This window comes from Sinorhizobium sp. P24N7 (assembly GCF_042436655.1).
GTDB classification, from domain to species: Bacteria; Pseudomonadota; Alphaproteobacteria; order Rhizobiales; family Rhizobiaceae; genus Sinorhizobium; species Sinorhizobium meliloti_A.
This window is the reverse complement of sequence record NZ_JBHMIW010000010.1, coordinates 135,504-150,512: the sequence shown is the minus strand read 5'-3', so window position 1 is coordinate 150,512 and position 15,009 is coordinate 135,504. Positions and strand designations below refer to the sequence as shown.

Below are 15,009 nucleotides of genomic sequence, written 5' to 3'. Positions count from 1 at the left end.
CTAGCGAACCGAGCGGCGAGACGCATGTCAGATCAAGGCGGACAGGGTGATCTCTGAAGCGTGGCTGCCAGGCGATGTGATATGGAACGAAAGGACACATCCGAACCACGCCCGCGTGAGGGTGCAACGACCGAGTTGCCACACGACCGGATAACGGTCGCGCGGTTTCGGGAGGCGTTCCCGCGCGCCAGGTGGAGCGATCGCCTCAATGCCTGGTTCGTACCGGGCCGTACCGCCGAGAAGCGGATCGGCCTATGGCTGGCCGAGATGGAGGCTGAAGAAGATAGATTCGCCGACGAGAAGGGTCGGGACGTCTTTGCCTTCGAGCCGATCGAAAGCCGCTACCTTGAGGCGGCACCGGCAACCCTCCAGATCCGGACGCCCTATTCACGGACCGTGGTCAACGAAATCCGCGAAATTCCCCACGCGCGTTGGGACGCCGATCGCCGCCTCTGGACGGTGCCCTACCGCTCATTTGAAGAACTCCGGCAACGCTGGCCGGCAATCGAGGCGGCCGCCGAGCGCAATGAGCCGGAAGCAAGGCGGGCGCGGCGCGAGGCGATCGAGGGGACCGAGCAGGACGAAGCACGCAGAGCCAGGACAAGGGAGCGGCGGCGGAAGCGCTACCCGGCTCCCAGCAATGACGCCCCGCCCTTGGATCGCGCGATCGGCACGCATGTCGGCGTCGTGTTCTTTATCGGCACTGACGGAGAACTGGCGGACCCCACCACGGTCAGCGCATTCTACTTTCCCGCAGTGGATGGCGAGGAGTATGTCTGGGCGTCGTGGCGGCCGGGCTCGCTGGACGAACTAGTGGCAACTTGGCCGTCGCGGACGCCACCGGAACAGCACGAACTGAATCGCGGCTGGTGGATGCCGACGCTCGAGGAGTTACAAGACGCGCGCCGCAACGCCAGATCCAGACGGCGGGTCAAAAAGCGCCAGCATAAGGACAACTGATCCGCTGAAAGACCAGAGGAGAGCGCTTGAGGCGTTCCAAAGCCTGCCGCCGATCGAGCCGCGCGAACTCGTCGGCCTATGAAAAGGGCGTAGCATTCCGGCCGGCCATTCGTTCGACGGTGTGATGGAAAATTTCGACTGGTTCGGCAAGCGCTTCAACTCGGACATGCGCGCGGACGCCTTGCTGTTTCGCTCAGGCGAGCGCCGCCTGATCGCCATCGATACAAGGTGGATACCGCTTGGCCTGACGCTGCGTTTCCACCAAGTCGGCAGGACGCGGGTCGCGGGAAACCTGTTTTCATATCTTGAGCGCCGTCTTCGGGCACTTCAAGTGTCCGTTGTTAGACCAGGCGATACCTTGTAGGTTGGAACGACACCCGGGAGATTGGAAACATGGCGCTCAAGCGGATGGACAACGTCGGAATCGTCGTCGAAGATCTCGAAGGGACGATTGAGTTCTTTCGCGAGCTCGGCCTCGAGCTCGAAGGGCAGGCCACGATCGAAGGAGAATGGGCGGGACGTGTTACTGGGCTGGGCGATCAGCATGTCGAAATTGCCATGATGCGCACCCCTGATGGACACAGCCGGCTAGAGCTCTCCCGCTTCCTCAGGCCATCTGTCGTCGCGGATCACCGGAACGCCCCGGTCAACTCTCTCGGCTACCTCCGCGTCATGTTCACCGTCGACGACATCAACGAGACGCTGGACAGGCTTCGCAGCCGCGGCGCGCAGCTCGTAGGCGAAGTCGTCGACTATGAAGACGTCTATCGGCTCTGCTACATCCGTGGGCCGGAAGGGCTTCTCATCGGACTCGCCCAAGAACTCGGCTGAGCAACATGTCAGAAGTATGGTGCAGCGCTTTGCCAAGGCGGCGCCGAGATTGCCGCCGGCGCCGGTAACGTCTTGGACAATCACCTGCTGGCCGAGATCCTCTTTGCTTGAGTTCACAACGACTCACTCTGGCACATTTCGATGCCGTGCGGGGGCCGTCCACCCCAACAGAAGCGAGCACTCGGCGAGGGATCGAACTTACAAGGTATTGACGCAAAGCCCGTTACAGAAGATCGCTTACTCGTTGGGGCTTGAGGGGCGAAAGATTGCAAGCAGTCCTTTATTCATCGGCCTGAGGTGCCTGGGCGCCTAGCCCTTATACTCTCGATGTGCGGCAGCGGTGGGCACTGGCGAAACTGAGCATGGTTGTGGCAGGCAGACGGCCACTCTGGCGTCTTTGACTACGCCCTGAAGTCATGTCTCGGGTTTGAATTGGATCTGCTTTTTCACACCAATCTTCCCTCAGATGTGCTCAAGAGCCTGCCCTACTGGCACGGTAAGGAAGTATATTTTTGCATATGCTCTCCATGCGTGGGCTTGATCAAAGAAAAATCAAATCTCCGGCGCGCACCGGCGCGTCTACCGGGTCTGAACACCCACGGATGCGCGGTTCGTGCGCTGCTGAGGGGGGCGCCAACGCTGGTTCCTGTTACTTCCGGAACTGCCGCAGAGGCTCAGACCGGGTACCAGTAACAAATGGATGGCTCGTGCGGGCTGAACGACGATGGCACGCGGGCTGGACGAGCCTTTGCCACCACATCTGGAACAACAAGGCGGTGGCTCCGACGCAACAGCCGCATTGGTGAGTGTCCACCGACAGGCCGACACTCAGACCAAGAGGGAAGCACCATGTCTAAGACCTCCTTCAACACCAATCCGTCGCCCTTTTTGACCACGGCACTAGGCACAGCCTTCTCGAGCTGCGTGGCACAGGTGGCCCAGGCAATCCACCGTCGCCGACAAAGCGGTCGTGCACGCGGGTGCGCTCTGCAGGAAATGCCGGATTACATCCTCAAGGACATCGGCGTGACGCGTTTCGAAATTGAATACCTCGTCAAATCTGGACGAGCCTGCAAACGCCGCAAAAGCGAGTGAAGCGGCCGAATGCCACCGTCTCTCACATCGAAACTATTGAGAATGACCATGAACACACACCTTCTCTCCAGCGCTCTGTCCCACAGCGATCCTCTTCGTCGCCGCTCCGGCCCTTGCCGATGACGCGAAGTACCGCGTGGCGAAGAACACTGAACTGAACCGCCAGCTTCCGAGGGACGGGTATCGACGCTGGCGGCATAGTCCAGCAGCCCAGCACGATGAGCACAATGCCTCGCACTAAACCATTGAAGCAGGATCAATCCGGGCCCGCGCCGCCACGTCGCCGGTCAGTTCTAGCGCCTTTTGGAGTTGGACGGCCCACGCTCACGTTCGAGGGTCGATTTCCAGGATGCATCATCCACCCCGAGGCCCGTCACTTGGGGTGGATGAGGACGCCGCGTGCGGTTTCGTCCTGAGTTTCGAAATCGTGATCTAGTCTTAGATTAGTGGCGGAGGATCGCCTCCGCCGCCTTTTCCGCAATCATGATGACAGGTGAATTGGTGTTGCCAGAGACGATGGCCGGCATGATCGACGCGTCGACGACGCGCAAGCCAATAATCCCGTGGACTTTCAGCGAAGAATCCACCACTGCCATTGGGTCGCTGCCCATCTTGCAGGTTCCCACCGGGTGGAAGATCGTCGTCGCGATGTCGCCGGCCCGGCGGACAAGTTCATCCTCGCTTTGGAACCCCGCGCCGGGCAGTATTTCCGTCGGCTTGAATCTTGCAATGGCCTTCGTCGCCATGAGATTGCGAGCGTGGCGGATCGCCCGTGCCGCAAGCAGCCGGTCGCCGGCAGTGGACAGATAGTTCGGCCGGATGTCGGGCGCGGCGGATGATTGCGTTGTCGTGACATGCACGCTCCCCCGGCTTTCCGGCCTCAGATTGCAGACCGAGACCGTGACGGCCGGGTAGCTGTGGAGCGGCTCTCCCAATCGGTCGGTGCTCAGCGGCTGGATATGGTATTCGAGGTCGGCGGTTGCGACAGAGGGGCTGCTTTTCGCGAATATGCCGAGTTGGCTCGGTGCCATCGACAGCGGACCGGAACGCCTCAGCATGTATTCGAAGCCCATTCCCATGCGGGAAAAAATGCTGTGATAGAGCTGGTTCAGCGTCTTCGCGCCTTCGATCCGGAATACGGTGCGGATCTGAAGATGATCCTGCAGGTTCTCGCCAACCCCGGGGAGGTGGTGGACGACCTGCACGCCGGCTGCCGAGACGACGTCCGGTCGGCCCACCCCGGAGAGTTCGAGGATTTTCGGCGAGTTGATCGCGCCCGCAGAGAGGATGACCTCGCGCGTGGCGCGCGCCACGTGGATGCGGCCGTCCGACCGGAAGCGCACGCCCTTCGTCCGGCGCCCGTCGAAGATCAGACGCTCGGTCTCGGCGCCCGTCAGCACCCGAAGGTTCGGCCGCTTCATCGCGGGGCGCAGGAACGCCTTGGTCGTGTTCCAGCGCAGGCCGCCGCGCTGGTTCACCTCGAAATAGCCGGATCCCTCGTTATCGCCGGTGTTGAAATCCTCAGTCTTCGGAATGCCGAGCTCTTCGGCCGCATCGCGAAAGGCATCAAGGATCGGCCAAGACAGACGCTGGCGTTCGACTCGCCATTCCCCGCCGGCGCCATGCAACGGCGACTTGCCGCGGAAGTTGTCCTCCGACTTCAGGAAATAGGGCAAAACATCGTCCCAGCCCCAGCCGGTATTACCGGCCTGGCGCCAGCCGTCGTAGTCGGCCGCCTGCCCACGCATATAGATCATGCCGTTGATGGAAGAGCAGCCGCCGAGCAGCTTGCCGCGAGGATAGGGGAGGCTGCGGCCGTTGAGACCGGGTTCCGCGGCCGTCCTCATCATCCAGTCGGTGCGCGGATTGCCCATGCAGTAGAGATAGCCGATCGGCACATGCACCCAGTGATAACGGTCGCTGCCGCCGGCTTCGAGCAGCAGGACCCGGTTTTTCGGGTCGGCGGAAAGGCGGTTGGCAAGGACGCAGCCCGCGGAGCCGGCGCCGATGACGATGAAATCGTAACTGCCCGCATCGGCGATCGTCTCGTTCATATTCGCGTTCACGCCGCAACTCCCGCCGTGATGGCCTGCATTGCCGAAAGCCGTCGCCAGATCGGCGTCATGGCGTCCGCGATGTCCCTGTAAAGCGGGTATCGCCGGGCATAATGGGCCTCCAGCGCCCTGTTCGGGCGATAGTGCCGTTCGGTTCTCACCATCGCGGCCGCACCCTCGGCGAAGTCGGAGAAAATGCCGACGCCGGTGCCGGCTGCGATTGCCGCCCCCAGGGCGCCCGTCTCACGCGAGCGGGCCACGGAGACTGGGACGCCGAGGACGTCGGCGAATATCTGCGGCCATATGAGACTGCGCGAACCGCCGCCGGAGAGTATCGCCTCGTCGAAGGCCGCACCTGCTTTGCGCATCGTCTCTATGTGCTGGCGGTGACCGAAAGCCACGCCTTCGAGTACCGCGCGCACGAGGTGGCCTTTCGTGTGCCAGCCGGCGATCCCATAGAACCCGGCGCGCGCGCTGCCGTCCTGCTGGGCGCCGTAGAGATAGGGGTGGTAGATGGGGTCGTCGGAGGCCGGATCGCTTGAGGAGGCGAGCTCGCAGCAGAGGTCGAAGGGCGAGCGCCCATCGGAGCGCACCTCGGAAAAGAACTCCCGCACCAGCCATTCGAGGTTTGCGGCGGAGGTCGCGCTGGACTCGATCGCCATATAGCGGTCGCGGTCGAAGGTGGAGGACATGAACACCGGTCCCTCGAGCTCCGGGCTTTCGATGATCACCTGATTGATGCTCCAGGTCCCGGCGATGATGGAAGCTGCCCCGGTGCGGGTGACCCCCGAGCCGATCGCCGAGGCGACCACGTCGAAGAGCCCGCCGACCACCGGCGTTCCGGCGGCAAGCCCCGTCTCGGCTGCGGCCGCTTCGGTGATGCGACCGGCGACGTCGGCGCTTTCCACCAGCGGCGGCAGGAGGTCAATCGTTTCGGAGAGCCCGTAAGCTGCCATGAGTTCCCGGTCGTAGTGCCGGCCGGCGACGTTGAGCAAACCGCAGCCGGTCATGTCCGAGACGTCGCTGACGCGCGCGCCCGTCAGCCGGTTGACGATGAAATCCTTGCAGAGAAAGACCGTGCCGATGCTGGCGAAGACCTCCGGCCGATGTCGTTTCAGCCAGGCGAGAAGAGTGGGGGTCTGCGAAGGCCAGGGCCGTTGCTGACCGATCGGATAGGTCCGGTCGCCGACACCTTCCGACCTCCACTCTTCAACAAGCGCCGCCGCCCGGGTGTCGAGCGACTGTATGCCGAGAAGCGGACGCCCCTCATGGTCGAGCGCGTAGAGCCCGTTGCCATGGCCGGCGCAGCCGATGGCGGCGATTTCGCTGCCGTCGATCCCGGCCTCATCGACACATGTGCGGATGACCCGGCGGGCATTCTCCCATAGCTCGTCCAGGCTGCGCTCGACATGGCCTGGGAACGGCATCCGGCTGTGCCCTTCCGCCGCGGCCGAAGCGATTTCCTTACCCTGCCGGTCGAAGATCACCGCCTTGATGATGGTGTTGCCGGCATCTAGGCCCAAAAGATAATCTCCCATGCTGAACCCCTCCCAAGGTCCGATATCCGATCAACCTTGACGATACAGCGCAAAAGCCTCTTCGCCGCTCGCATTGTCGTGAACGATCGCCATCAATCCGCGCACCACGGCATTCGGATTGGAGTGCTGATAGACATTGCGCCCGTAGACCATGCCCATCGCGCCCTGCTTCATCAAGGCCGCCGACTTGTCGAAGACGGATCTCAGATCCTCCTTGCCGCCGCCGCGAACGAGAACCGGGCAACGCGCCGCTTCGACCACCCGGTGGAATTCGTCCGCATCGGTGGTCGGGTCCGCCTTGACGATATCGGCGCCCATCTCCCGGGCAAGCCGTGTCAGCGTGACGATCTTGTCGGCATCGCCGTCCACCATGTAGCCGCCATCCTCGGTAACCGGCTGCATGACGAGCGGCTCTATCATCAGTGGCATGCCGTATTTGTCGCAATCGGCCCGGACGCGGGCGATGTTCTGCACGCATTGGCGGAAAAGATCCGGTTCGTCCGGCAGCATGAACAGGTTGACGACGACGCAGGCCGCATCCATGGCCAGCGCCCCAATCAGCGGCTCGGCCTCGTTTTGCAGCACCGCCCACATGTCGCGATGGCGGACGCGGTTATAGGGATTGCCCATGTCGATGCGCATGACGAGCGCCGGCTTGTCCTTTCCGGGCAGATCCTGCAGCAGATCGGCCTGGCCGTAGTTCATCTGGATCGCGTCGGGCGCCGCTGCGGTGAGTGTCTTCACCACGGACTCCATGTTCTCGAGTCCGCCCAGGAAGGATGGCTCGTTGCAGACGCCGTGATCGATCGCCACGTCGAGGCAGCGTCCGCCGTTGAACAGGCGGTTCATCCGCACCTTGCTATTGATTCTCATGCTTTTCTCCTTCGTCGAAGGTTGCGCGGCAGCCTGGGTCGGGGCCACCGCAAATTGCGGTATCAACTCGCCGCGACGGCCTTCGCCAATGGGGACGGCATTCGGGTTGCAAGGGCTTTCTCGTCGACCCCGTGCCGGTCTCGCAGGAGCGCCAGGCACCGGTTCCGCTCACTCAGGCGGCGCGCCTCGGACCACGCCTTCTCCTCCGTCAGCAGTTCGAGCGCAGCGTCGAGAATGGCGAGCGAGAGCGTGCCCGAAATCGCGAGCGTCGTGCGGCGCAAGAGCAGATCGTCCAGATGCTCGACCGCCTCGTTGCGGATCAGGAACAGAAGTTCCCGCATCGTATGAGCGGCGCCCGGGATCACGGCATCGCTTCCCTGGCCTATGAAAGCCGCCAGCGCCTCCGCCTCCGTTCCGTAGCGGGAGAACAATTCGGCGACGTGCGGCGGTGGCAGGCCGCAGCGAGCGGCCAAGGCGGCAATCCAGCTTTCGCGATCGGCCGGAAATCCCCGCCCTCCGCCGATGGCGCGGTCAGCCGTCGAGACGCGGCGTGAAAGGCCGAGGCGTTCCAGCGCAGTATCGGCTGCAAGTTCGCCGAAGGAGCGAAAGGTCGTCCACTTGCCGCCGATCATGCACAGTACCGGCGTGCCGGCGCTCTCGATCGTGGTGCAGAAATGGTCGCGCGGGATGCGGCCGGTGAAACTGTCGCTGCTGGCGGGCAGCGGTCGCACGCCGGAGAACTGGAAGACGATTTCCTCCTGCCCGATCTCGATACCAGGCAAGACGAAGGCCAGCGACTGCAGGATGTAATCGCGCTCCTCTTCCTCGCACTTGACCGTCCCGGGATCGTCGACCCGGATGTCGGTCGAACCGACCAGCACCTTGCCGAAATAGGGAAAGAGGATGCAGATGCGGCCGTCCTCGTTCTCGTAATAGATCATGTGATCGCCGAGCGCGTCGCGCAGATCCATATTGTCGATGATGAGATGCGATCCCTTCGTGCCGCCCATCAGCGGGGTCGAGGGCTGATCCGGCGGCAACAGCGCGCCATTGGTGATGTCGATCCAACCGCCGGTCGCGTTGACGATCAGACTGGGCTCGATTTCGACGCCGACCCCATCGATGCCGTCGGCGATGATGTATTTGCCGGCCTCGTTTCGGCGAAGCTCGGCATAGTTCAGCGCCGCCGCCTCGCTCGAGGCGGACAGCCCGTCCCGCAACAGCTCCATGCCGATCCGCTCGGGGTGGCTCACCCAGGCATCGTAATAGGTGGCGGAACTGCGTATCTTCGGGTTGAGCGCCGGCCATTTCGCCAGCGTCGCACGACGGCCGCGGAACCGGTGGCGCGGCATCAGTGCCCGCTTGCGCGTCAGCAAGTCGTAGATCGAAAGTCCGGCCTTGATCGCGATGGCCCCGCGGCGGCTCGGCCGGCGGCTCAAGCCGAGAAGGCGAACGATCCCATTGGCGAGGCCGGAGAAGATGTCGAAGACGGGAACCGTCGTCGCAAGTGGCGCCACGAGGTGCGGCGCGTTCCTGAGAAGCCGGTCGCGCTCCACGAGCGACTCCTTCACCAGCGTGAACTCGCCGTTTTCGAGGTAGCGCAGGCCGCCATGCACCATGCGCGACAGCGCAGCACTCGCGCCCGAGCAGTAATCGTGCTTCTCGACGAGCAGGACGCGTAGCCCCTGCAGCGCGAGCTCGCGAAAGACGCTGAGCCCGTTAATGCCGCCGCCAAGGACGCAGACGTCCACCTTCGGGCTCCGGCGGAGCCCGTCCAAAATCTCTGTCCTTGTCATGGGGCGGTTCCGTTACCTGTCCATATTCGCCAGCTCAGCCGCTATTGCCGCCTCGACCGTCGAGAGGTGCTCCGCGCTGAGCCGGATCGTGCCGGCTCTTGCATTGTCGAGCGCCTGGACGGGATTACGCGCGCCGCAAAGCGCGAAGGTGATGCCGGGTTGCGCCAGGGTCCAGGCGATGACGATCTGGGCGATCGATGCCTCGTGCTCTTGCGCGATCGGCCTTATCGCTTCGGCGAAGCGCGTGACCTTCTCCCGGTTTGCGACGGAGAAACGCGGATTGTCCCTGCGCTGGTCGTCACCGGAAAAGACGCGTTCCGGCCCGATCGAGCCGGAGAGAAGGCCCAGAGCGAGAGACGAATAGCTGAGCGTCGCCACGCCGTTTGCCGTCGTGACCGGCAGGAGTTGCGCTTCGATCTCCCGGTCGAGCATGCTGAACCGTTCCTGGATCGCATCTAGACCGCCGATCTTCACATAGATTTCGAGTTCTTCCAGGTTGACATTGCTGGCGCCGATCGCCCGGATCTTGCCGGCGGCGCGCAGGTCCTCGAGCGCCCGCATGGTTTCCTCGATCGGCGTCGTCGGGTCCTGCCAATGGGTGATGTAGAGGTCGATATAGTCGGTGGCGAGCCGTCTGAGGCTCTGTTCCACCTCGTGGAATATCGATTCTCGGCCGAGATGGCGATGGACGGGCCTGCCGTTCTCGTCGAAGAAGTGACTGCCCTGCCGTGTGTGCCAGACGAGGCCGCACTTCGTTGCGATCACCGCCTTGTCGCGGCGCCCGGAAAGCGCCTTGCCGACGATCTCTTCCGCCCGCCCGAGACCATAGGCGGGTGCCGTGTCGATCAGCGTCACGCCTGCATCCAGGGAGGCATGGATGGCGGCGACCGATTCCCGTTCGTCCGTACCGCCCCACATCCAGCCGCCGATTGCCCAGGTGCCGAGGCCGACCGCTGAGGCTGCGACCCCGGAGCGGCCGATCTCCCGCATGATTTGTTGTCCATTCATGAACGCTCTCCGCCTTCCTTGGCCAGTTCGAGAATGCGCGCTCCCGTCGCCTGATCCGTGACGAGCGTGTCCAGATGATTGCCGCGCATGACGCTTAAGATCGGCCCCGCTTTGCTGGGCCCGCTTGCGACACCGATCTTCGTTGGGATCGAAGCGAATTCGGAGAGCGTCAGCGAAACCAGACGCCGATTGAGCCCGTAGCCGCAGACGCGCCCGCAATCGTCGAGCAGATGCGCCAGCAGTTCGCAGGAGGCGCCGGATTGCTCGATCGCTTCGCGATCGGTGCTGGAGGAGGGGTGCAGGTCGTAGTAGCTGGAATCGTCCGAAAGGATGGAGCCGATGCCGACCACGGCGATCTTCGCGTCGCGCGCCCGCTTGAAGACGTCGGCGACCGAGCGCATGCCGAGCAGCATTTTCCGTTCCGCTTCGCTGTCGGCGAAGAGCGGCGCGTGTATCTGGAAGGAATGCCCGCCGAGCCGGTCTGCCATCAGGGTGGCGACGTGGTTGACGTCGGTATAGTGCTTGCCTTGAACGCAGCCGGTCGCGGGAATAACCTCGATATCGAAGCGGCGCGACGGCTGCAAGCCGGCAACCACGGCGCTCACCCCCTTGCCGCCGGTGATGCAGATCGTGTCTCCGTCGGCGATCTGTTCGAGCATGAGCCGTGCCGCGGCTTCGCCGACCGAATGCAGGGCGATCTGGGGATTGTCCGAGACCGTCGGCACGACGACCGCGCGGCGGATGCCTCCGAGCGCCAGCAGTTGTTCTTCGATTTCCACCAATGGCTCGACCGGCGACTTGATCTTGATCTCGACGAGGCCAAGCTGGCGCCCACGCTTGATGAGGCGGTTGACGGTCGCATGCGAGATCCCGAGCTGGTCGGCGATCTGCGCCTGTGTCAAACCCTCCAGGAAGTGCAGCACCAGGGCTTGATGCATCTGCCTGGCGATGACGATTTCTTCGCGCGGGGCGGATTGTGATTTCGGTTTGGCGTTCGCCATGTCAGAGAGCCTTCCGCTTGTGCAGCAAGTGATCGATCGAAACGGCGGCGAGCAGTATGCAGCCCTTGATCATATCCTGCCAGTACACCGAAACGTCGAGCAGGATCAGCGAGCTCGTGACGACGGAGAGCAGGGCGATGCCGAGGATGGCACCGAGGATCGTGCCCGAGCCGCCATTCAGCGAGGCGCCGCCGATCACCGCCGCGGCGATGATGTTGAGCTCCATGCCCACCCCGAAGGTCGGCGTCGCCGCGCCGAAGCGTGACATGTAGATCGTCCCCGCCACGCCGGAAAGCGTCGCGCAAAGCACCGTCACCCAGAATTTGACCTCCTTCGTCTTGATGCCGGAGTAGAGCGCGGCCTTCTCGTTGCTGCCGGTGTAGAAGACCTTGCGGAAGGCGGTTGCCCGGCGCAGCAGGAAATCGAAGGCGGCGACGACGGCGATGAAGATCAGGATCACATAGGGAACCCCGAAGAGGGTACTCTGGCCGACCGCCTTGAATGCCGGCGGCAAGGTGAAGAGCGAAAGCGGCGTGCCCTTGGTGATGACGAGGCAGAGACCGCGAACGATCACCATGGCCGCAAGCGATGTGATGAAGTGGTTGAGCCCGACCACGGTGACGAAGAAGCCCATGATGCAGCCGATGGCGGCACTGGCGGCAATTCCGACGAGCGATGCCGTCCAGGGATCGACGCCGATCAGGAAGAGCGAGCCGGAGAGCACCATCGAGAAGCAGACGACGGAGCCGACCGAAAGATCGATGCCGCCGACGATCAGCAGGATCGTCATGCCGACGACGACGATGCCCTCGACCGAGAAGGACATGAGCATTGCCCGGAAATTGCCAAGCGTCAGGAAATGCGGCGAGGCGAAGCTCATGATCACCGAGAGCGAAAGGATGATCGCAATCAGTCCGGCCTCGCGCATCGTGCCGATCCGCTTCCATGCCGGCCTGCGCGTTTTTCCCGCGACCGCCAATGTATCGACTGCCATAGTCCTGTCTCCCGCTTCTTCAGGCAGCATGCCCGGATGCCTTCAAGTTGGTTTCGCTTGCCGAGCCGATGCCGGACGCAAGCCGCATGATCGCCTCCTCGGTCATTTCGTCGCCCGATACCTCGCCTGCGATCCGTCCTTCGCGCACCACCAGGACGCGGTCGCAAAGGCCGATCAGCTCCGGCAGTTCGGACGAGATGACCAGAATGCCGATGCCGGCATGGGCAAGCTCGCGCAGCAGGCGGTGGATTTCCGATTTGGCGCCGACATCGATGCCGCGAGTCGGCTCGTCCATCAGGATCACCTTTGGATCGACGGCCAGCTGCTTAGCGATCGCCACCTTCTGCTGGTTGCCGCCCGATAGCGAGGAGACCGGCATGTCGACGCCGCCCATCCGGACACCAAGCCTGCGGGTCAGGTCCTCGGCGAGCACTCTTTCCTTGCGGGAGTTGAGCAGGCCAAGTGAGGTCAATGCCTTCAGATCGAGTGCGGCAATGTTCTGGGCGATCGAGAGATCGAGGAAAACGCCGGATCCCTTCCGGTCCTCCGAAAGATAGACGACGCCGGCTTTGGCCGCGTCGGAATAGCGCCGCAGACGAAGCACCTGGTCATGCAGCCGGATTTCGCCTTGCGTCACCGGTCGCAGTGCGCAGATGCCCTCGGCAATTTCCGTCCGCCCGGAGCCGATCAGGCCACCCACGCCGAGAATTTCGCCGTGGCGGAGCACGAAGCTGACGTTGCGGAAGCGTGCGTCATCGCCGAGATCGCGGACTGAAAGAATCGGTTCGCCCAGGCGTTCGGAGGGATGCGGCTTGTCCGGATAAAGCTGGCTGATCTCGCGGCCGACCATCAGTCGGACGACATCGTCAGGAGTGACGTCCGCTATCTTTTCCGTCGCAACATAGCGCCCGTCGCGCAAGACGGTCACCCGGTCGCAGAGATCGAACACCTCTGCCATGCGGTGGCTGATATAGATGATCGAGATGCCGCGCGCCCTGAGATCGCGGATGATGCCGAAGAGCACCTGCGCTTCGGTCTCTGTCAGCGCCGCCGTCGGCTCGTCAAAGATAAGCACGCGGCAATCGAGCGTCAGCGCCTTGGCAATCTCGACGAGCTGCTGACTGGAGATCGGCAGGTCGCCGACCTTCCGGCTGACGTCGATCTGGGCCAGACGATTCATTACGGCCTGCGCGTCGCGCTCCAGCTGAGCGTAGTTCATCAAAGCCGAGCGTCGGCGGTTCGTCGCCGCCATGAACATGTTTTCGGCAATTGTCGCGTCGGGGCAAAGCGCGATCTCCTGATGCACCAGGCCGATGCCGAGCGACTGTGCGACTGCGGGCGAGGCAATCTTCACGGGTGCGCCTTCGATGAGGACTTCCCCGTCCGACGGGTGCAGCACGCCGGCAATGACGTTCATCAGTGTCGACTTGCCGGCGCCGTTCTCGCCGCAAAGCGCGTGAACTTCGCCTCGTTCGAGCCGAAAGTCTACGCCTGTCAACGCCTTCACGGCGCCGAAATGCTTGCTGACATTGCGGATCTCCAGCACGGTCTCTGACGTCATCGCGATTTTCCCCTCCCGCCTCGTCGGCCGCCCGGAGCAAGGACCCGGGCGGCCGCCCATGCGATCTTATTCCTCAATGCCCTTGGTACCGCGGCGTTTCAGGTACTTGTCCCAGTAGAAATCGTCGGCGTTATCGGCCGTGACGATCGAGAGCCCGTTGTCGACGACGGGGATGCTCATCGGATTGAAGCCGGATCGCTTGGCGTCGTTCATCGGGTCGATGAGCTCCGGGTGCTTGGCGAGCCAGAGCAGCAGGAACCCCATATAGCCCTGCATGCCCTGATTGGGGTTGATCGAGCCGAAGACCTCGCCCGCCTTGATCATGTCGAGAATATTGGCGTTGACGTCGGCGCACATGACGAGGACCTTGCCGCCCGTTTCCTTGTTCGCCTGCGCCGCGCCGATCGCCGAATTTGCCTCGGGCATGAACACGGCACCGAGATTGGGGTTGGCCTGGATGAGGCTCGTGAGTCCCTGATAGGCTTTGTTAGGGTCCTGGTTGGAAGCGGCCCGCCCGACGAGCTTCATGTCGGGCCATTTCTCCTCCATGCGGGCGATAAAGGCTGCGATGCGCTTGTCGTGATTGTCCTGGCCGGGATTTTCGAGCACCGCATATTCACCCTTGCCCCCGAGCTTTTCGGCGATCTTGTCGGCGGCGTAGACGCCTTCGCGTGTGTTGTCGGAGGTGATGTAGGAAACGCGCTTCGACAGGGGAGAATCCGCGGCGAAGGTCACGACCGCCGTGCCCTGGTCGGTCGCCCGGTTGATAGGCTCGATAAACGGATCCGAATTCATCGGATGAACCAGAATGCCGGCCGGGTTCTGCGCCAAGGCTTGGTCGAAGCTGGCGATCTGCTTGTTGACGTCATATTCCGGCGTTCCGGTGTATTCCGTCTCGCAGCCGAACTGCTGGCCGGCCTGCTTGAACATCTCGTAGACCGGGAACCAGTATTCGACGCCCGACACCATCACGTTCATGACGTATTTTTCGCCCGGCTTGCAGCGGAACGGGTTGTCCGTCGCGGCGGCACCCGTGCCGGCAAGAAGCGTGGTTGCGAGGACCGCCATCGCGGTCGTGCTGAGAAAATTGCGCAAGAGTCCTCCTCGAGGCCGAAGCCCCTCCCAAAAAGCGCGTCGGCGCGCCAAAGGCGGCCGCTGTGTTCGTGAAATCCGTTCTTCCTCCTCGAAGTCCGGTAGAGGCAGGTAACGCTAGGAAAGGAAGTATGTCAATATATTTCTATATGTGAAATATATTTCACCAAGGCAGGCGCTGCGGCGAAACGCGTAAAGCCAGCCCA

At 63.0% G+C, this 15,009-nt stretch carries 12 protein-coding genes and 1 pseudogene; 4 read left to right on the top strand and 9 right to left on the bottom strand.

The window, feature by feature from the left end:
* The first annotated feature begins 81 nt into the window (after positions 1-81).
* From ACFHWW_RS19030 to ACFHWW_RS19015, 4 genes and pseudogenes are all read left to right on the top strand, one after another.
* A complete protein-coding gene (locus tag ACFHWW_RS19030; RefSeq protein WP_379940061.1) occupies positions 82-960 on the top strand; it encodes a hypothetical protein in 879 nt (292 codons plus the stop codon).
* Positions 947-1,285 (top strand): annotated as a pseudogene (locus ACFHWW_RS19025) (GXWXG domain-containing protein); the annotation flags it as partial. The gene ACFHWW_RS19030 and the pseudogene ACFHWW_RS19025, both read left to right, overlap by 14 nt.
* A 68-nt stretch (positions 1,286-1,353) precedes the next feature.
* Positions 1,354-1,791 (top strand): VOC family protein, encoded by a 438-nt coding sequence (locus tag ACFHWW_RS19020; RefSeq protein WP_379940059.1) that lies wholly within the window; start codon positions 1,354-1,356, stop codon positions 1,789-1,791.
* A gap of 849 nt (positions 1,792-2,640) precedes the next feature.
* The gene (locus tag ACFHWW_RS19015; RefSeq protein ID WP_102762682.1) at positions 2,641-2,886 is read left to right on the top strand and encodes a DUF1127 domain-containing protein; all 246 of its coding nucleotides are present in this window, start codon (positions 2,641-2,643) and stop codon (positions 2,884-2,886) included.
* Positions 2,887-3,329: 443 nt separating this feature from the next.
* Here ACFHWW_RS19015 and ACFHWW_RS19010 read toward each other — a convergent pair whose 3' ends face one another.
* The 9 genes from ACFHWW_RS19010 to ACFHWW_RS18970 form a co-directional block, all read right to left on the bottom strand.
* Positions 3,330-4,940, bottom strand: a complete 1,611-nt coding sequence (locus ACFHWW_RS19010; RefSeq protein ID WP_379940256.1) for a GMC family oxidoreductase — start codon at positions 4,938-4,940, stop codon at positions 3,330-3,332.
* Positions 4,941-4,948: 8 nt separating this feature from the next.
* Positions 4,949-6,478, bottom strand: coding sequence for an FGGY-family carbohydrate kinase (locus ACFHWW_RS19005; protein WP_379940057.1), 1,530 nt, complete (start codon positions 6,476-6,478; stop codon positions 4,949-4,951).
* 30 nt (positions 6,479-6,508) lie between these two features.
* Positions 6,509-7,351 (bottom strand): class I fructose-bisphosphate aldolase, encoded by an 843-nt coding sequence (locus ACFHWW_RS19000; RefSeq protein ID WP_379940055.1) that lies wholly within the window; start codon positions 7,349-7,351, stop codon positions 6,509-6,511.
* 62 nt (positions 7,352-7,413) lie between these two features.
* On the bottom strand, positions 7,414-9,147 hold the full coding sequence (locus tag ACFHWW_RS18995; RefSeq protein ID WP_379940053.1) for an FAD-dependent oxidoreductase: 1,734 nt from the start codon (positions 9,145-9,147) through the stop codon (positions 7,414-7,416).
* 12 nt (positions 9,148-9,159) lie between these two features.
* Entirely contained in the window at positions 9,160-10,155 is a 996-nt protein-coding gene (locus ACFHWW_RS18990) for an aldo/keto reductase (RefSeq protein ID WP_379940051.1), read from the bottom strand.
* A complete protein-coding gene (locus tag ACFHWW_RS18985) occupies positions 10,152-11,156 on the bottom strand; it encodes a sugar-binding transcriptional regulator (protein WP_379940049.1) in 1,005 nt (334 codons plus the stop codon). The genes ACFHWW_RS18990 and ACFHWW_RS18985 overlap by 4 nt, the downstream gene beginning before the upstream one ends.
* 1 nt (position 11,157) lies before the next feature.
* Complete coding sequence (locus ACFHWW_RS18980; RefSeq protein WP_379940046.1) at positions 11,158-12,150, bottom strand: ABC transporter permease; 993 nt, start codon at positions 12,148-12,150, stop codon at positions 11,158-11,160.
* 19 nt (positions 12,151-12,169) lie between these two features.
* Entirely contained in the window at positions 12,170-13,711 is a 1,542-nt protein-coding gene (locus tag ACFHWW_RS18975) for a sugar ABC transporter ATP-binding protein (protein WP_379940044.1), read from the bottom strand.
* A gap of 66 nt (positions 13,712-13,777) precedes the next feature.
* The gene (locus ACFHWW_RS18970) at positions 13,778-14,806 is read right to left on the bottom strand and encodes a substrate-binding domain-containing protein (protein WP_379940042.1); all 1,029 of its coding nucleotides are present in this window, start codon (positions 14,804-14,806) and stop codon (positions 13,778-13,780) included.
* Between the last annotated feature and the right edge of the window lie 203 nt (positions 14,807-15,009).